Raw genomic sequence first — 16,467 nt, 5'->3', positions numbered from 1 at the left:
GAGACCCCGCGTGACCACTGCACTGCCGGCCCCGACCCCGCCGGCACCCGCGCTCCCGGCCCCCCGGGGCCCGGCACCCTCGGGCACGGCACCCTCGGGCACGGGTACCGATCCGGACTTCACCGACTGCTGGCGGCCGGACTGGGGCTTCGACCTCAAGGCGGTGCTGCGGCCGCACCAGCGCAGCGCCGGGGACCCGGCGATGCAGTGGGACGGGGACGCCGTCTGGCGGACGACGACCACCCCGTGCGGCCCGGCCACGGTCCGCATCACCCACCGCTGCGGCGAGGTGCGGGTGCAGGCGTGGGGCCCCGGGGCGGAGTGGGCGGGGACGGCGGTGCCCGGGTGGCTGGGCGCCGACGACGACCCCGACGGCTTCGAGCCGGGACACCACCGCCTGGTCGGCGAGATCGCGCGGCGCACACCGGACCTGCGGCTGGGGCGCACCGGCCGCACCTGGGACGCCCTGGTCCCCGCGGTGCTCGAGCAGAAGGTCACCGTGGTCGAGGCGCACCGCGTGTGGCGGGCGCTGCTGCGGCTGGCCGGCGACCCCGCGCCCGGCCCCGCGCCCGAGGGCATGCGGGTCCTGCCCTCGCCGCGGCGCCTGCGCGGGATCACCGACTGGGAGTGGCACCGCTGCGGCCTCGACGGCGCCCGCCGCCGGGCGCTGCTGCACGTCGCGTCGGTCGCGCACGCCCTGGAGCCTGACGTCGACTGCGACTCACCGACCCTGCAGCGCAAGCTGCGCACGGTGCCCGGCATCGGTGTCTGGACGGCCGCGGAGGTCGTGCAGCGCACGTTCGGCTGCCCGGACACCGTCAGCTACGGCGACTACCACCTGAAGAACCTGGTGGGCTGGTCGCTCGCCGGCCGCAAGACCGACGACGACGGGATGATGGAGCTGCTCGAGCCCTGGCACGGGCACCGTCAGCGGGTGGTGCGGCTGCTGCACCTCGGCGGGAGCATGCCGCCCCGGCGCGGCCCGCGGACCGCGCCGACCGACTACCGCCGCGTCTAGCGGCGGCCGTCCTCGAGCAGGCCCAGCAGGTAGTCGCCGTAGCCGCTCTTGGCCAGGGGCTCGGCGGCGCGGTGCAGGCCGTCGTCGTCGAGCCAGCCCTGCCGCCAGGCGACCTCCTCGATGCAGCCGATCTTGAGGCCCTGCCGCTCCTCGACCACCGAGACGAACTCCGTCGCCTGACGCAACGAGGCGAACGTCCCGGTGTCGAGCCACGCCGTCCCGCGGTCGAGGACGGTGACGGTCAGCCGGCCCTGGTGCAGGTAGTGCTCGTTGACCGCGGTGATCTCGAGCTCGCCGCGGGCGCTGGGCCGGATGCCGCGGGCCACCTCCACCACCGACGACTCGTAGAAGTACAGGCCCGGCACGGCGTAGGAGCTCTTGGGCGAGGCCGGCTTCTCCTCGATGGAGAGGACCGTCCCGGCGCCGTCGAACTCGACGACGCCGTAGTCCTGCGGGTTGGCCACGTGGTAGGCGAAGACGTGCCCGCCGTCGGGGTCGGGCAGCCGTCCCAGGGCCGTCCCGAGCCCCGCGCCGTAGAAGATGTTGTCGCCCAGGACCAGGGCGACCGACTCATCACCGACGAAACCGGCGCCGATGAGGAACGCCTGCGCCAGGCCCTCGGGCCGCTCCTGCGCGGCGTACTCGATCCGCATCCCGAGCCGGCCCCCGTCGCCGAGCAGGGCGCGGAAGGCGGCCTGGTCGCCGGGCGTGGTGATCACCAGCACCTCGCGGACGCCGGCCATCATCAGCGTCGAGAGCGGGTAGTACACCATCGGCTTGTCGTAGACCGGCATGAGCTGCTTGCTGACCGCCTGCGTGATGGGGAACAGGCGGCTGCCCGTGCCCCCGGCCAGGATGATCCCCCGCATGGGGGCGGACGCTACCGAGACCCGGCCGCTCAGTCCCGGGGGGAGCCGAGCCACAACCTCCCGACGAGTGACGACCCGCCCTGCGTGCCGACCGGCTCCCAGCGGGTCGCCCAGCCCTCCGCGTGCAGCTGCACGACGACGGCGCCCAGCAGCGCGCCGAGGTTGAGCGCGGCGGCGATCCGCTCGCCGGTGGTGGCGGCGCGCTGCGGCAGGTGGACGTCGACCACGCCGTCGCCCTCGCCACCGTGCCGGAGCACCACCGGGAACTCCGGCAGCGCGGCGCTGGCCACCCGGAAGGCCTCGGCGACCGCCTCGCGGTCCCCGTCGCGGGGGACCAGGTCGGCGGCCGGCTGCCGGCTGGCCACCAGGTCGCGGCTGCCGTAGGGGAACAGGTCGCCGGGGCCGAGCCGGACCAGCGGGCGGGTCCCGGTGTCCTCGGCCGGTGCCGCGAACGGCAGCCCGCGGACGACGGCGACCGGGACGCCGTCGAGCTTGCCCTTCACCAGGTCCGCGGCCGAGGCCACCTCGTCGACGACGGCCGTCTGGGTGGTCTCCAGCCGGTTCCCGTGCGAGTCCACGGCGCCGCGGTGGTCGGTGAGTGCCGTGATGCCGGCCGACCCCACCGCGACGTCGGTGAGCCCCTCGCGCCAGGTGCGGCCGAAGGTGTCGCTGACGACCACCGCCACCTCGACACCGAGGAGCTCCCGGAGCCGGTCGCGCAGCCCGCGCGCGGAGGCGTCGGCGTCGGCGGGGAGCAGCACGAGCGAGTCGCCGGGCACGTTGGAGGCGTCGATGCCGGCCGCGGCGACCACCCAGCCGTGCCGCGTCTCGACGATCTTCAGCGGCCCGCGGCGGGCCACCACGCGCACCGTCTCCTCGTCGATGGCGCGCTGCCGCACGGCCTCGCGGTCGGCGCCCGGCGGCACCGGCACGACGCGGCCCTCGACCTTGGACACGACCTTGGAGGTCACGACGACGACGTCGGCGTCGGCCAGCCACGGCGCGGCCCCGGCGACGGCCGCGGCCAGGTCGTCACCGGCGGTGAACTCCGGCAGCCCCCGCACGGGGAGCACGTGCAATCCGCCGACCGGCCCTCCTGCAGGATCCCGCCGCGAGCTCGCGAGCGGCGGGGGGCAGGAGGGCCCTTCCTCAGCCATCGAGGCGGACACCGGCGGCGTCCAGGGCGGCCCGGGCCATCGCGGCGGTGGCCTCGGGGGAGCTCATCAGCAGCGGCACGGCGCGCACGTCCACGCCGGGGACCTGCGCGGGGTCGCCGGTGTGCACCAGCCAGGCGTCGAGCAGGCCGCCGTCGGAGCGCGCGCCGTAGTGCCGGCCGACGCCCTCGGCGCTGACCTCGACGCCGAGCACCGGCAGGCAGCGGTCGGCCATCCCGCGCACCACCCCACCGTCCACGACGGGGGAGATCCCGACGACGCGGCCGGGGGTGGCCAGCAGCGCGTCGCGCAGGCCGGGCACGCCGAGGATCGTGCCGACCGACACGACCGGGTTCGACGGCGCGAGCACGACGGCGTCGGCGCGGGCCAGCGCCTCGACCACGCCGGGGGCCGGACGCGCCTGCTCGGCGCCGACCTGCACGAAGGCGTGCGCCTGCGGCTCGGCGCGGTGGCGGACCCACCACTCCTGGAAGTGGACGGCGGTGCGCCGGCCGGTGGCTGGGTCGTCGACGACGACGTGCGTCTCGACCCGCTGGTCGCTCATCGGCAGCACCGTGACCCCCGGCTGCCACCGGTCGGCGAGGGCCGCGGTGACGTCGGAGAGCGGGTAGCCGGCGTCGAGCATCCGCGTGCGGACCAGGTGCGTGGCGAGATCGCGGTCGCCGAGGCCGAACCACGTGGGCTCGGCGCCGTAGGCGGCCAGTTCCTCCTTGACCGTCCAGGACTCGCCCGCCCGGCCCCAGCCGCGCTCGGGGTCGATGCCGCCGCCGAGGGTGTAGACGACGGTGTCCAGGTCCGGGCAGATGCGCAGCCCGTGCATCGTCACGTCGTCACCGGTGTTGACCACCGCGGTGACCGACGACGGGGGTGCGACCTCCCGCAGACCGGTCAGGAACCGGGCCCCGCCGACACCACCGGCGAGCACGACGATCTCCACGAAACTCATCGTGCCCCATGGGCAGTTGTCCACTGTTCGACGGGCGTGTCGAGGGAGTGCACGAGATGTGACGAACGAGGTGTGACGCGTGGGGTCGGTGTGGTCGACCGCTTACACCGGGCGAAGTTGACGCTCGGGCAACGACACGCGTGTAATTCCGGCGGTGTACGGCACGGATGACGTCGGGGCAGGCCCGGGGATCCGCGTCGCGGACGAGAGCGAGAGGGGACGCATCGTCATGGCAGAGGTCTCGTGGCTGAGCGACTACGTCGGCGGGTCGGAGCGGGTCTCCCGGGGGAGCGGGTCGGCCGACCAGGGGCTGATGGGCATGCTCGGCACGGGCCTGACCGACGACGTGCAGTCCTGGCAGGAGCGCGCACTGTGCGCCGAGACCGACCCGGAGGCTTTCTTCCCCGAGAAGGGCGGTTCCACGCGCGAGGCGAAGAAGATCTGCACCGGCTGCGAGGTCAAGGCCGAGTGCCTCGAGTACGCCCTCGCCAACGACGAGCGCTTCGGCATCTGGGGCGGTCTCTCGGAGCGGGAGCGCCGCCGCCTGCGCCGCCGCGCCATCTGAACGACGGCCCCTCGCCAGGGGCCTGACGGGACGTCCTGCACACCGACGTGCGACCCCCCAGTCCACCACCGCAGCCCCCGACGGCACCGCCGTCGGGGGCTGCGGCGTTCCCGGGGCGGGCCGGTCCGTGTGGTCGGATGGGCCGGTGACCGGCGACAGGGACACGCGCACGGCGCTGGGCCGGGCGCGCGTCGCCGCCGAGGTCCGCGCCGCCGTCCCGCTCGCCCGCGACCTGGCCGCCCCGGTGACCGCCGCGGCGCCCTGGCTGACCGCCGTCCTCTCGGTGCAGGCGGCCCGTCCCCGGCCCCGGCTGCGGCCCGTCGCGGTCGTCGTCGGGCCGCGTGGCCCGGGCCGGCCCGACGCGCTGGCCCTCCTGGCGCTGGCCACCGCCGGCCCGGTCGTCACCGCGACCCTGCTCGGCGACGGCCTGCCGGTCCCCGGCGGCCGGCCGCCGGCCCGGCTGCTCGCCCGGGACGACGACGCCGCCGATCGGCTCGCCGCGGGCGTGCTGGACCTGCTCGCCGGGCTGTGCCGGCCCTGGCGGCTGCGGCTGGCCGGGCTGCCGCTCGGCGACCCCGTGGTGCGCGCGCTGGCGCGGCTGCGGCCCGACGCCCGGGTGGCCACCTCCCGCAGCCTGCTGCTGGTCGACCGCCTCGACGCCGCCGCCGCCGGACCGGTCCTGCGCAGCCGGGACCCGCGGGTGCTGGACCGGGTGCTGCCGTACCTGCTCGCCGCCGAGCCCGACGTCCGCGCCCGCGACCTGGTCCGTGCGGCGTCCCGGCTGCACGCCGCCCTCGGGCAGGTCGAGGTCGCCACGGTCGGCGCGGGCGGCCGGTCGCGCGCCGGGCTGCTCACGCTGGTCGACGGTGCCGACCGGCTGCCGTGGCGGGGCCGCTCGGAGGTCGGCGGGCTGGACACCGTGCGCGGCGCGCCCCTCGTCGGCGTCACCGTCTCCGGCCGGGGCCGGGTGCTACGGCCGGTGCTCGACCGGGCGGCACGGCTGGTCCCGCCGGTGCCGGTCAGCCGGCGACGCGGATCCGGCTGAGCAGCGGGTCGGGCAGCGCCTCGGCCCGCTCGGTGCCCAGGAACAGCGCACCGCCCGCGGGTGCCTCGCCGTCGACGGCCGGCCCGTCCGGGGCGACGGTGACGGTCAGCTCGTAGACCCGCCCGGTGTAGGCCGGCGGCGTCCCCGAGGGGCGGGCGTAGGTGGGGAAGCGGCCGGTGAGCCGGAGCGCGTCGCCGTCGCGGGTCACGCGGAGCGCGGGGGAGGGCAGGTCGGCGTACTCGGTCCCGGCGGGGCTGCAGCCGGCCGCGCGCGGATCGGCCGGCGCGGTGGTCCCGAGGCAGTTCCAGGTCGGCAGCCGCACGTGGGCCAGCGCCGTCCCGTCCGTCCCCACGCTGACGCTCACCGACGGGTAGCCGACGGTGACCCCGACGGCGCGCTGCTCGAGCACCAGCCCGCCGAGGGCCAGCCGTGCGGTGGCACCGTCGCGGCCGAGGGGCACCGACCGCGCGGCGAGCAGGCCCGCACCGCGCTCGCCGGGCAGCGGGTCGCCGGGGACGGGTGGGAGGTCGGGACGGGCCGTCGTCGGGGCGGCCGGCGCCGGCGGTGCGGTCGCCGCCGGGGGAGCGCCGGCGGCCTGCTCCGGGGCCCCGCCGCCCAGCGCGAGGCCGGCGAGGACGGCGACCAGCGCCAGCGCCGCGGCGGCGAGTCCGGCGACGGTGCGCGGCGCCGGGTCCGGACCCGCCGGGACCAGGGGCGCGGGCGGCGGGCCGGCCACCCGAGGCGGCGGGCCGGGGATGCCCGGGGGCGCCTCGAGGAAGCCGGGCAGGTCGTCGACCGCCCAGCGCGGGCCGGGGGAGCGGGCCGGCGCCGGCGGTGCCGGGGCCGGCGCGGGTCCGCCACGCCGGCGGGTGAGCAGCAGGCCCGCGACGACCGCCCCGAGCGCCGGCAGGGCCGCGCCGAGCACGACCCAGGCGGCGAGCGGCACGGCGGAGTCCATCCGGACGAGCATCGCAGGGCGCCCTGCCGGGGACCTCCGAGCGGCGCGCCGGGGCTCCTGCCAGGATCCCCCGGTGATGCAGAACGGGCCGGGGTCGACCTCGTCGGGGACGGCGGCGGCAGCCGGCGAGCGGGTCGTCTCGCTGCTCGCCGAACTGGGGGTGGCCGAGCCGGTCGTCGCCGTGGCTGACCTGTCCGCCCGCCTCGGCGTGGTCCAGGGCGTGCTCGCCGACCGGGTCCTGGACCTCGCGGTCACCGAGAGCGGCCGCGGCCGGCTGCTGGCCGAGCTGCGCGGCCGGCGCTGGGCCGAGGAGCGGCGGGTCGGCGTGCCCGAGGTGGTCGCCGCCGCCGACGACGGCCGGTGGCTGCTGTCCCGCCGCGTCCACCCCGCCCCCTCCGGCGGGCCCCGCTGGACCGCCGCGGCGGTCGAGGCCGCGGTGCGCATCGCGCCGCTGCCCGCCCCGGCCGGCGAGCCGTGGGAGCCCCCGGCCGGCGGGGCACTGCGCCGGACCCGGGGGACGCTGCAGGACGGCTCCCGGCTCGTCCGCGGCGGCGTGCGGATCGGTGAGCTGCGGGCGGTCCGGGCGGCCGCGGCGCAGCTGCCGCTGTCCGAGGTCGCGCACGGCGACCTGCGCGCGGCCAACGCCGTCATCGACGCCGGGGACGCCGACGGCGAGGAGCGGCTGGTGGTCCTCGAGTGGTCCGGCGTCCGCTCCGCCCCACGGCACCGCGACCTGCTCACCCTGTGGGCCACGACCCCCGACGCGCAGGACCGCGCGCAGATCGGCGAGGTGGTGCTGTCGCGGACCGCCGGCTGGGAGGAGCCCGACGTCGGCCTGCTGTGGCACGCCGTCGCCCTCGAGCAGCTGGTGGCCCGGCTGACGCGGGCCGACCGCGGGGACGGCCTGGACGCCGCCTTCGCCCGGGCTCGCCTCGACGAGGCGCGCGCGATGGCCCGCGAGCTCGGCAGCCCGGTCGACCGGAGGTGACCCGCCCCCGTCGTCAGCCCGTCGGGTCGATCTCCTCGGGGTCGCGGCCGAGCAGCACCGCCACCTGGTCGACGACGACGTCGCGCACCAGGTCGGCGAGGTCGTCGCGGTCGTGCGCCCGGACCTCGAGGGGCCGCCGGTAGACGATGATCCGCGCCGGCACCTCCCGGCCGTCCTCGCGGTGGGGCGGCAGCACCCGCGCCAGCGGCACGGTGCCGTCGTCGAGCACGTCGGGGTCGAGCACGACCTCGTCGGGGTCGGTGTGGTCGACCCAGGGCACGTCCTCGACGGCGAACTCCACCCCGGCGAGCTCCCGCTCCCAGCGGTGCTCGAGGTCCTCGACGACGTCGAGCACGAGGTCGTCGAACTGCTCGGCGCGGCTGCGGGCGAGGGGGACCTCGTCGGGCACGAGGCGCCCGCGCAGTCCCCGGCCGTGCCGGTCGCGGCGGGACCGGGCGGGCCCGGAGCGGTCGGGGCGGACGGGTCGGCTCATGGCGGGAGGAGCCTACGGCGCGCCGGGGGAGGCGGTCAGCGGGAACTCCGGAGGCGGGCGGCTCGTCCACCCCGGTGACGGGGCGCGCGGGGACGTCGGGTTGGATGGGATCCGAGGGACTCCCACTCGGTGAGTCTGTCGCCGACTCCCGGGGCGGCTACTGTGCCCTGCGTGAGGAACCGGTGGTGAGGCAGTCACGTCGCTGCAGTCGCAGCGGCTGCGCGCAACCGGCTGCGGCGACCCTGACCTACGTGTACGCCGAGTCGACCGCGGTCGTCGGTCCGTTGGCCACGTACTCGGAGCCGCACAGCTACGACCTCTGCGAGTTCCACGCCGAGCGGCTCACCGTGCCGCGCGGGTGGGAGGTCGTCCGGCACGAGATCGACGTCGAGGACTCCGGCCCGACCGGTGACGACCTGCTCGCCCTCGCCGACGCCGTCCGCGAGGCGGCCCGCCCCGAGCCGCCGCGGCCCCCGGCCGACGACGGCCGCGGCACCCGCCGCGGACACCTCCGGGTCCTGCCCGACCTCGAGTAGAGGACCCGCTGCCACCACCCCTCGAAGCCCGGGGCGGGACCCGCAGCAGGGCCACCGGGAGCCGGGTCCCGCGCCCGCCGTTAGGGTCGTCCGGACCGGGGGACCGCCTCCGGCCAGTCCAGGCGAGGGTGGGCAGTGACGGACCTGTCGGCGATCATCAAGGCCTACGACGTCCGGGGCGTGGTCCCCGACCAGTGGGACGAGGACGTCGCGCGGCGCATCGGCGCCGCCTTCGCCGAGTTCGTGAGCGTCGAGAGCGGCGCCACCGCGGTGGTCACCGCCCACGACATGCGCCCCTCCTCGGTGCCCCTGTCCCGCGCCTTCGCCGAGGGCGTCCTCTCCCGCGGCGTCGACGTGGTCGAGGCGGGGCTGGGCTCCACCGACCTCCTGTACTTCGCCGCCGGCTCCCTCGACGTGCCCGGCGCGATGTTCACCGCCAGCCACAACCCGGCGCAGTACAACGGCATCAAGCTCTGCCGCGCCGGAGCCGCCCCTGTGGGGCAGGAGTCCGGTCTGGTCACCATCCGCGAGTGGGCCGAGCGCGACAGCTACGACCGCGCCCCCGCGCGGGTTGCCGAGATCGCCCAGCGCGACCTGCTGTCGGCGTACGCCGCCCACCTGCGCTCGCTGGTCGACCTGTCGGCGATCCGCCCGCTCCGGGTCGTCGTCGACGCCGGCAACGGCATGGGCGGGCACACCGTCCCGGTCGTGCTGGACGGCCTCCCGCTCGACGTCGTCCCGCTGTACTTCGAGCTCGACGGCACGTTCCCCAACCACGAGGCGAACCCGCTGGACCCGGCCAACCTGGTCGACCTGCAGGAGGCGGTCCGCCGCGAGGGCGCCGACATCGGCCTGGCCTTCGACGGTGACGCCGACCGGGTGTTCGTCGTCGACGAGCGCGGCGAGCCGGTGAGCCCCTCGGCGATCACCGCGCTGGTCGCCGTCCGCGAGCTGGCCAAGGGCCGGGGGACGACGGTCATCCACAACCTCATCACCTCGCGCGCGGTGCCCGAGATCGTCCGCGAGCACGGCGGGCAGCCGGTGCGCACCCGGGTCGGCCACTCGTACATCAAGGCCGAGATGGCCCGCACCGACGCCGTCTTCGGCGGCGAGCACTCGGCGCACTACTACTTCCGTGACTTCTGGCGGGCCGACACCGGCATGCTCGCCGCGATGCACGTGCTGGCGGCCCTCGGTGAGCAGAGCCGGACGCTGTCGGAGCTGACCGCCGCCTACAGCCGCTACGCCGCCTCGGGGGAGATCAACTCCACGGTGGCCGACGCCGCCGCGAGCACCGCCGCCGTGCGCGGGTCCTTCGAGGCCGAGGGCGCGACGTTCGACGAGGTCGACGGCCTGACCGTCGACCTGCCCGACGGGTCGTGGTTCAACCTGCGTGCCAGCAACACCGAGCCGCTGCTGCGGCTCAACGTGGAGGCGCCCGACCAGGCGCGGATGGAACGGCTCAGGGACCGGGTGCTGGGGATGGTGCGCTCATGACGCAGGGGACGACGTCGGGACCGCTGGGGCTGGACCTGCTGCTGCTGGAGATCCTGGCCTGCCCCGACACCCACCACAGCCCGCTCACCGTCGACGAGGCGGCGAGCGAGCTGGTGTGCACCACCTGCGACCGGGCGTTCCCGGTCCGGAACGGCATCCCGGTGCTGCTGCTGGACGAGGCGCGACAGCGCGGCGGAACGGGAACGGCAACTCCGTGACCTCGCCCGAGCTGGCCGAGGAGGTCCTCGACGACCTCGACGTGCTGCGCGCCCGCGACCCGCGCGGCCTGCTGCCCGCGGTCGCCGGTGCGGGTGCGCAGGTGCGCGAGACCGCGCGGCTGACCGAGGAGGCGGGGCTCGACCGCGTCACCGGCGGCGGCCGCCCGCGCGGCCTGGTCATCGTCGCCCGGCGCGAGGGCGCGGTGGCCGCATCGGTGCTGCGCGCGCTGCTCGGCCCGTCCAGCCCGGTCACCGTCGACGTCGTCCCGGGCCCGGACCTGCCGGTGTGGACCGGCCCGACCGACATCGCCGTCGTCGCCACCCGGACCGGCGCCGGCCGCTACGCGGTCACCCCGGCCTACGAGGCGGCCCGCCGCGGCGTGACCCTGCTGGGCATCGGCGCCGAGGACGCACCGCTGCGGGCGGCCTGCTCCACCGCGCGGATGCCCTACGTCCCGCTGCCGCGCGCACGGGTCCGGCACGCCACGCTGTGGTCACTGCTCACCCCGCTGCTGCGGCTGGCCACCGACCTCGGCCTCCTGCGCCCGGAGGCCGCCGACCTCGAGGCGGTCGCCTCGGCCCTCGACGAGGTCGCCGAGGAGTGCGGCCCTGCCCGCGAGTCGTTCACGAACCCGGCCAAGACGCTGGCGCTCGAGCTGCTCGACGCCTTCCCGGTCATCGCCGCCGAGGGGCCCCTGGCCGACACCGCGGCGGCCCGCTTCGCCGACCAGCTCGCCACCCTCGCCGGCCTCCCCACCAGCGGCTTCCGGCTGCCCGACCAGCGGGTGGCCGCCTGCGCCGTCCTGGGTGGCCCGCTGGCGCCGCGCGAGGCCGACGACTTCTTCCGCGACCGCGCCGAGGACGAGGGCCGCCGGCTTCGGCTGCTCACCATCCGCGACACCGACGCCGCCCACCACGACGGCGCCGGCGAGCGCGAACCCCGCTCGGCGCACGAGGCGATGACCGAGGTCCTGCGCACCGCGGCGGCCAGCAACGTGCCGGTCAGCGGGCTGGCCGAGCACGGCGACCCCGACCGTCATGGCCGGCTGCCCCGCCTCGCGCGGCAGCTGGCGGTGGCCGACTTCAGCGCCGTCTACCTGGCGCTGGTCCTCGACCAGGAGAGGGCGCTCCGGCGGTGACCCGGTGGCCGGTGTCCGATGCGCCGGCCCGGGGTACCGGCACGGGGCGCACCGACCCGACCGTGCGCTGACTCGACTGCTGACCGACTGGAAGGACCTCCCGTGGCCGGTGGACTCGTGGCCCTGTTCGACGACGTGGCGCTGCTGGCCCGCGCCGCCGCTGCCTCCATCGACGACGTCGGGGCCGCCGCGGGGCGGGCGGGTGTGAAGGCCGCCGGCGTCGTCGTCGACGACACCGCCGTCACGCCGCAGTACGTGCGCGGCCTGTCCGCCGACCGCGAGATCCCGATCATCCGGCGGATCGCCCTCGGATCGCTGCGCAACAAGCTGCTGATCATCCTCCCGGCGATCCTGCTGCTCAGCCAGTTCCTGCCCTGGCTGCTCACCCCGATCCTCATGGTCGGCGGCGCCTACCTCTGCTACGAGGGCGCCGAGAAGATCTGGCACCGGTTCAGCGGCCACCACGACGACCACGCCTCGGCCGAGCCGGCGATGCCGGACGAGAAGACCATCGTGTCCGGGGCCGTGCGCACCGACTTCATCCTGTCGGCGGAGATCATGGTGATCTCGCTGAACGAGGTCGCCAGCGAGGGCTTCTGGTCCCGCGCAATCATCCTCGCGGTCGTCGGGCTGGCCATCACGATCCTCGTCTACGGCGTCGTCGCCCTCATCGTGAAGATGGACGACGCCGGCCTGCGGCTGTCCCAGACCGGGAAGAAGGGCGTGGCCGCCTTCGGCCGCGGGCTGGTCAAGGGCATGCCGAAGCTGCTCAGCGCCCTGACGATCATCGGGACCGCCGCGATGCTGTGGGTCGGCGGCCACATCCTGCTGGTCGGCAGCGACGAGCTCGGGCTGCACGCCGTCTACGGCTTCGTGCACCACCTGGAGGAGCTCGCGCACGAGGCCACCGGGGCCCTCGGCGGGGTCGTGGGCTGGCTGGTCAACACGGTGGCCAGCGCGATCGTGGGGCTCGTCGTCGGCGCGCTGATCGTGCTCGTGCTGAGCCTCACACTGCACCGCCGCAAGGCCAAGACGGAGGCGCGCCAGCCCGAGAGCGCTGGTCACTGACGCGTCCCGGCCACCACGGCCGGGTGACGACGTGCTCGGCCGCGACGTGCACGCCGGTAGCCTCCGGGGCGATGTGGCAGATGAGCAACGCCGTCCGGCACTACTCCTGGGGCTCCCGGACGGTCATCCCCGACCTGCTCGGTGAACCGGTCCCCGCCGACCGGCCCTACGCCGAGCTCTGGATGGGCGGCCACCCCGACCAGCCCAGCGTCCTGTCCACCGGCATCCCGCTGGACAAGGCGATCGCGGAGCGCCCCGCGGACCTCCTCGGGCCCGACGTGGCCGAGAGCTTCGGTGCGCGGCTGCCGTTCCTCATGAAGGTGCTGGCCGCCGACGCGCCCCTGTCGCTGCAGGCCCACCCGACCATGGCGCAGGCCCGGGCCGGCTTCGCCGCCGAGGAGGCCGCCGGTGTCCCGAAGGACGACCCGACGCGGACCTTCAAGGACCCGTGGCACAAGCCGGAGCTGCTGCTGGCGCTGACCACCTTCGAGGCGCTGTGCGGCTTCCGCCCGGTGGAGGAGTCGCTGCACTGCCTGGCCAAGCTGCAGCTGCCCGAGCTCAAGCCGACGATCGCGGCGCTGGCCCGTGGCGGTCTCCAGGCGGCCATCCCGCAGCTGCTGGCGCTGTCGGGCAAGCGGCGCACCCACCTCGTCGAGGTCGTCGCGCAGAAGGCGGCGTCCTTCGTGGCCGCCCACGACCCGGAGTTCATCAACACCTACCGCTGGGCCACGACGCTGGCCGAGGCCTACCCGGGCGACCCCGGCGTCGTCATCTCGCTGATGTGCAACCACCTCAAGCTGGCGCCCGGCGAGGCGGTCTTCCTGCCGGCCGGGAACCTGCACGCCTACCTGTCCGGGGCCGGCGTGGAGGTCATGGCCAGCTCGGACAACGTGCTGCGCGGCGGCCTGACCAACAAGCACGTCGACCTCGCCGCGCTCATCGAGGTGCTGGACTTCTCCGACGGCAAGGTCCCGGTGCTGCACCCCGTGCTCGGTCCCGGCGGCCTGCGCTACCCGGTGCCGGTCGACGACTTCGACCTCACCCGCTGCCAGCTCGACGAGCTGGCCGGTTCCCTCGGCACGCGCGGCCCGCAGGTCCTGCTGTGCACGGAGGGCGAGGCGGTCCTCGAGTCCGCGGAGGGGGAGGTCCGGCTGCAGAAGGGTCAGTCGGCCTTCGTGCCGGCCGGCGCCCCGGTCAGCGCCCGCGGTCCCGCCGTCCTCTACCGGGCCACCACCAACCTGCGCTGACCTCGTGACCGACCTCCGCTGAGGCGGGCCGCGTGTCGCGGCGGAGGACGGCGCGACGGCGGACGTAGCGTCGGTCGTGCCCCTCCGCCCGGCCCCGCTGCGCGCGGCGGTGACGCTCGTCCTGGCGGCCGCGCTGACCGCGGGCTGCGCCGGGCTCCTCGGGGACCAGCCGCCGGTCCCGCCCGCCGGCAGCGCCCTGGAGACGCTGGACTCCGTGCAGGTCCGGGGCCGTGCGCCGCAGACCGGCTACTCCCGCGACCAGTTCGGCAGCGGGTGGGTCGACACCGACCACAACGGCTGCGACACCCGCAACGACGTGCTGGCGCGCGACCTCACCGGCGAGGTGTTCGCGCCGGGCACCCGGGACTGCGTCGTCGAGGCCGGCACCCTCGCCGACCCCTACTCCGGCCGCACCATCGAGTTCCGCCGCGGTGAGGGGACCAGCGAGGCGGTGCAGATCGACCACGTCGTCCCGCTGTCGGACGCGTGGCAGAAGGGCGCGCAGCAGTGGGACGCCGACCGCCGCACCGAGTTCGCCAACGACCCGCTCAACCTGCTCGCCGTCGACGGGCCGCTCAACCAGTCCAAGGGCGACTCCGACGCCGCCACCTGGCTGCCCCCGACCCGGTCCTACCGGTGCGCCTACGTGGCCCGCCAGGTCGCGGTCAAGGTCACCTACGAGCTGTGGATGACCCGCGCCGAGCGGGACGCCGTCGCCGGCGTGCTCGGCACCTGCCCCGACCAGCCGCTGCCCTCCCGCGACCCGCGGCCGGCCCCGCAGCTGCCCGCGACCGTGCCGCCCACGACCGGGCCGCCCGCGCCGGTCCCGCCCTATCCGGACTGCACGGCGGTGCGCGCCGCGGGCGCCGCACCCATCCGCGAGGGGGACCCGGGCTGGAACCCGGCGCTGGACGGCGACGGCGACGGCGACGGCTGCGAGGGCTGACCCCGGACCGGCACCCCGGATTGCACCCCACGGCTATCCTGGAGGACGGCACGAGCCCCGCCGAAGCCTCGGCATGCTCGCTCATCTCAGTGACCCCGAGCCCCCGCCGCCCGCGGCAGGGGCATCGACCCTGGAGCGACATGACCGCCTCTACCGGCACCCGTCCCCTGACCACCTCCGACGGCGAGACCGACTTCAAGGTCGCCGACCTCTCCCTGGCCCCGTTCGGCCGCAAGGAGATCCGGCTCGCCGAGCACGAGATGCCCGGCCTGATGGCGCTGCGCGAGGAGTACGGCGACGCGCAGCCGCTGGCCGGCGCCCGCATCGCCGGCTCGCTGCACATGACCGTGCAGACCGCCGTCCTCATCGAGACCCTGACCGCGCTCGGCGCCGACGTCCGCTGGGTCTCCTGCAACATCTTCTCCACCCAGGACCACGCCGCCGCGGCGATCGTCGTGGGGGAGGGCACCCCCGAGGAGCCCGCCGGCGTCCCCGTCTTCGCCTGGAAGGGCGAGACCCTCGAGGACTACTGGTGGTGCACCCAGCGGCTCTTCGAGTTCCGCGACGCGAACGGCGACGTCGTGGGCCCGAACACGCTGCTCGACGACGGCGGTGACGCCACGCTGCTGGTGCACCTCGGCACCCGCTTCGAGGCCGACGGCGCCGTCCCGGACACCACCGAGGCCGACTCCGAGGAGTACGGCGTCATCCTCGACGTCCTGCGCGGCTCGCTGACCGCCGACGCCGGCTACTGGACCCGCATCGGCCAGGGCATCAAGGGCGTCACCGAGGAGACCACCACCGGCGTGATGCGCCTCTACGAGCTGGCCCGCGACGGCCGGCTGCTGTTCCCGGCGATCAACGTCAACGACTCGGTGACCAAGAGCAAGTTCGACAACCTCTACGGCTGCCGGCACTCCCTCATCGACGGCATCAACCGCGCCACCGACGTGATGATCGGCGGCAAGGTCGCCGTCGTCTGCGGTTACGGCGACGTCGGCAAGGGCTGCGCGGAGTCGCTGCGCGGCCAGGGCGCCCGGGTCATCGTCACCGAGATCGACCCGATCAACGCCCTCCAGGCGGCGATGCACGGCTACGAGGTGACCACGCTCGACGAGGTCATCGGCAAGGCCGACATCATCATCACGGCCACCGGCAACCGCGACATCATCAGCGCCGAGCAGCTCGGTCAGACCAAGCACCAGGCGATCATCGGCAACATCGGCCACTTCGACAACGAGATCGACGTGGCCGGCCTGGCCCGCACCCCGGGCATCGAGCGGACGACGATCAAGCCGCAGGTCGACGAGTGGCGCTTCGCCGACGGCCACACGATCATCCTGCTCTCCGAGGGCCGGCTGCTGAACCTGGGCAACGCCACCGGGCACCCGAGCTTCGTCATGAGCGCCTCGTTCTCCAACCAGGTGCTCGCCCAGATCGAGCTGTGGGGCAACCGCGCGGCCTACGAGGGCAAGACCCCGACGGTCACCGTGCTGCCGAAGCGGCTCGACGAGCACGTGGCCCGGCTGCACCTCGACGCGCTCGGCGTGAAGCTCACCGAGCTGTCGAAGGTGCAGGCCGACTACATCGGCGTGCCGGTCGAGGGCCCGTACAAGAGCGAGCACTACCGCTACTAGGAGGACCACCCTTCCCCCCACGCCTCGCACACTCGGCGCGGGACCCTGGAGGGTGGCCGTTCCAGCACGTCGCCAGGGTCGCTCTCCGGCGTGGAGCTGGGACAGAAGAGGGCGCCGGACCG

Annotated in this window: 17 protein-coding genes; 12 read left to right on the top strand and 5 right to left on the bottom strand. The window is 75.7% G+C overall.

Annotated elements, in window-relative coordinates; genetic code table 11:
* Window positions 1-10 precede the first annotated feature (10 nt).
* Window positions 11-1,018, top strand: a complete 1,008-nt coding sequence (locus BM414_RS03405) for a DNA-3-methyladenine glycosylase family protein (RefSeq protein ID WP_245784455.1) — start codon at window positions 11-13, stop codon at window positions 1,016-1,018.
* On the opposite strand, the gene rfbA is transcribed toward BM414_RS03405, so the two are convergent.
* The 3 genes from rfbA to cofD all read right to left on the bottom strand — a co-directional run bounded on the left by rfbA (window position 1,015) and on the right by cofD (window position 3,999).
* A complete protein-coding gene (rfbA, locus tag BM414_RS03400; RefSeq protein WP_093578039.1) occupies window positions 1,015-1,887 on the bottom strand; it encodes a glucose-1-phosphate thymidylyltransferase RfbA in 873 nt (290 codons plus the stop codon). The genes BM414_RS03405 and rfbA overlap by 4 nt on opposite strands.
* Window positions 1,888-1,916: 29 nt before the next feature.
* The gene (locus BM414_RS03395) at window positions 1,917-2,960 is read right to left on the bottom strand and encodes a coenzyme F420-0:L-glutamate ligase (RefSeq protein WP_245784454.1); all 1,044 of its coding nucleotides are present in this window, start codon (window positions 2,958-2,960) and stop codon (window positions 1,917-1,919) included.
* Window positions 2,961-3,036: 76 nt separating this feature from the next.
* Entirely contained in the window at window positions 3,037-3,999 is a 963-nt protein-coding gene (cofD, locus tag BM414_RS03390) for a 2-phospho-L-lactate transferase (RefSeq protein ID WP_093578038.1), read from the bottom strand.
* Window positions 4,000-4,321: 322 nt separating this feature from the next.
* Here cofD and BM414_RS03385 point away from each other — a divergent pair, with 322 nt between their 5' ends.
* A complete protein-coding gene (locus BM414_RS03385; RefSeq protein WP_175551418.1) occupies window positions 4,322-4,573 on the top strand; it encodes a WhiB family transcriptional regulator in 252 nt (83 codons plus the stop codon).
* A gap of 145 nt (window positions 4,574-4,718) precedes the next feature.
* Complete coding sequence (locus BM414_RS03380) at window positions 4,719-5,618, top strand: hypothetical protein (RefSeq protein ID WP_175551404.1); 900 nt, start codon at window positions 4,719-4,721, stop codon at window positions 5,616-5,618.
* Here BM414_RS03380 and BM414_RS03375 read toward each other — a convergent pair.
* Complete coding sequence (locus tag BM414_RS03375) at window positions 5,593-6,576, bottom strand: hypothetical protein (RefSeq protein WP_139245703.1); 984 nt, start codon at window positions 6,574-6,576, stop codon at window positions 5,593-5,595. The two genes, BM414_RS03380 and BM414_RS03375, sit on opposite strands and share 26 nt — an antisense overlap.
* 73 nt (window positions 6,577-6,649) lie before the next feature.
* Here BM414_RS03375 and BM414_RS03370 point away from each other — a divergent pair, with 73 nt between their 5' ends.
* Window positions 6,650-7,564, top strand: a complete 915-nt coding sequence (locus BM414_RS03370) for a hypothetical protein (protein ID WP_093578036.1) — start codon at window positions 6,650-6,652, stop codon at window positions 7,562-7,564.
* Window positions 7,565-7,577: 13 nt separating this feature from the next.
* On the opposite strand, the gene BM414_RS03365 is transcribed toward BM414_RS03370, so the two are convergent.
* Window positions 7,578-8,057 carry a metallopeptidase family protein gene (locus BM414_RS03365; protein WP_093578035.1) on the bottom strand — a complete coding sequence of 160 codons (480 nt, stop codon included), beginning with the start codon at window positions 8,055-8,057 and terminating at the stop codon, window positions 7,578-7,580.
* Between the two features lie 182 nt (window positions 8,058-8,239).
* Between BM414_RS03365 and BM414_RS03360 the strand changes: the two genes are divergently transcribed.
* The 8 genes from BM414_RS03360 (at window position 8,240) to ahcY (ending at window position 16,345) form a co-directional block, all read left to right on the top strand.
* A complete protein-coding gene (locus BM414_RS03360; protein WP_217644527.1) occupies window positions 8,240-8,593 on the top strand; it encodes a DUF3499 domain-containing protein in 354 nt (117 codons plus the stop codon).
* Window positions 8,594-8,728: 135 nt separating this feature from the next.
* Window positions 8,729-10,090: a phosphomannomutase/phosphoglucomutase gene (locus tag BM414_RS03355; RefSeq protein ID WP_093578033.1), complete on the top strand. Its 1,362-nt coding sequence runs from the start codon at window positions 8,729-8,731 to the stop codon at window positions 10,088-10,090.
* Window positions 10,087-10,308 (top strand): Trm112 family protein, encoded by a 222-nt coding sequence (locus BM414_RS03350; RefSeq protein WP_093578032.1) that lies wholly within the window; start codon window positions 10,087-10,089, stop codon window positions 10,306-10,308. The genes BM414_RS03355 and BM414_RS03350 overlap by 4 nt, the downstream gene beginning before the upstream one ends.
* Window positions 10,305-11,447: an SIS domain-containing protein gene (locus tag BM414_RS03345; RefSeq protein ID WP_093578031.1), complete on the top strand. Its 1,143-nt coding sequence runs from the start codon at window positions 10,305-10,307 to the stop codon at window positions 11,445-11,447. The genes BM414_RS03350 and BM414_RS03345 overlap by 4 nt, the downstream gene beginning before the upstream one ends.
* 102 nt (window positions 11,448-11,549) lie before the next feature.
* Window positions 11,550-12,515 carry a DUF808 domain-containing protein gene (locus BM414_RS03340; protein ID WP_093578030.1) on the top strand — a complete coding sequence of 322 codons (966 nt, stop codon included), beginning with the start codon at window positions 11,550-11,552 and terminating at the stop codon, window positions 12,513-12,515.
* A gap of 71 nt (window positions 12,516-12,586) precedes the next feature.
* Entirely contained in the window at window positions 12,587-13,762 is a 1,176-nt protein-coding gene (gene manA / locus BM414_RS03335; RefSeq protein ID WP_093578029.1) for a mannose-6-phosphate isomerase, class I, read from the top strand.
* Between the two features lie 76 nt (window positions 13,763-13,838).
* The gene (locus tag BM414_RS03330) at window positions 13,839-14,708 is read left to right on the top strand and encodes a GmrSD restriction endonuclease domain-containing protein (protein WP_093578028.1); all 870 of its coding nucleotides are present in this window, start codon (window positions 13,839-13,841) and stop codon (window positions 14,706-14,708) included.
* A gap of 140 nt (window positions 14,709-14,848) precedes the next feature.
* The gene (gene ahcY / locus BM414_RS03325; RefSeq protein ID WP_093578027.1) at window positions 14,849-16,345 is read left to right on the top strand and encodes an adenosylhomocysteinase; all 1,497 of its coding nucleotides are present in this window, start codon (window positions 14,849-14,851) and stop codon (window positions 16,343-16,345) included.
* Window positions 16,346-16,467: the final 122 nt, after the last annotated feature.

This window comes from Geodermatophilus amargosae (assembly GCF_900116515.1).
GTDB lineage: Bacteria > Actinomycetota > Actinomycetes > Mycobacteriales > Geodermatophilaceae > Geodermatophilus > Geodermatophilus amargosae.
This window is presented reverse-complemented; position numbering and strand designations above follow the sequence as displayed.

Coding starts and splice junctions, on each gene's coding strand:
- rfbA (WP_093578039.1), bottom strand. CDS start 1,887: ATGCGGGGGATCATCCTGGCCGGGGGCACGGGCAGCCGCCTGTTCCCC.
- BM414_RS03365 (WP_093578035.1), bottom strand. CDS start 8,057: ATGAGCCGACCCGTCCGCCCCGACCGCTCCGGGCCCGCCCGGTCCCGC.
- BM414_RS03375 (WP_139245703.1), bottom strand. CDS start 6,576: ATGGACTCCGCCGTGCCGCTCGCCGCCTGGGTCGTGCTCGGCGCGGCC.
- BM414_RS03385 (WP_175551418.1), top strand. CDS start 4,322: ATGGGCATGCTCGGCACGGGCCTGACCGACGACGTGCAGTCCTGGCAG.
- BM414_RS03350 (WP_093578032.1), top strand. CDS start 10,087: ATGACGCAGGGGACGACGTCGGGACCGCTGGGGCTGGACCTGCTGCTG.
- ahcY (WP_093578027.1), top strand. CDS start 14,849: ATGACCGCCTCTACCGGCACCCGTCCCCTGACCACCTCCGACGGCGAG.
- manA (WP_093578029.1), top strand. CDS start 12,587: ATGTGGCAGATGAGCAACGCCGTCCGGCACTACTCCTGGGGCTCCCGG.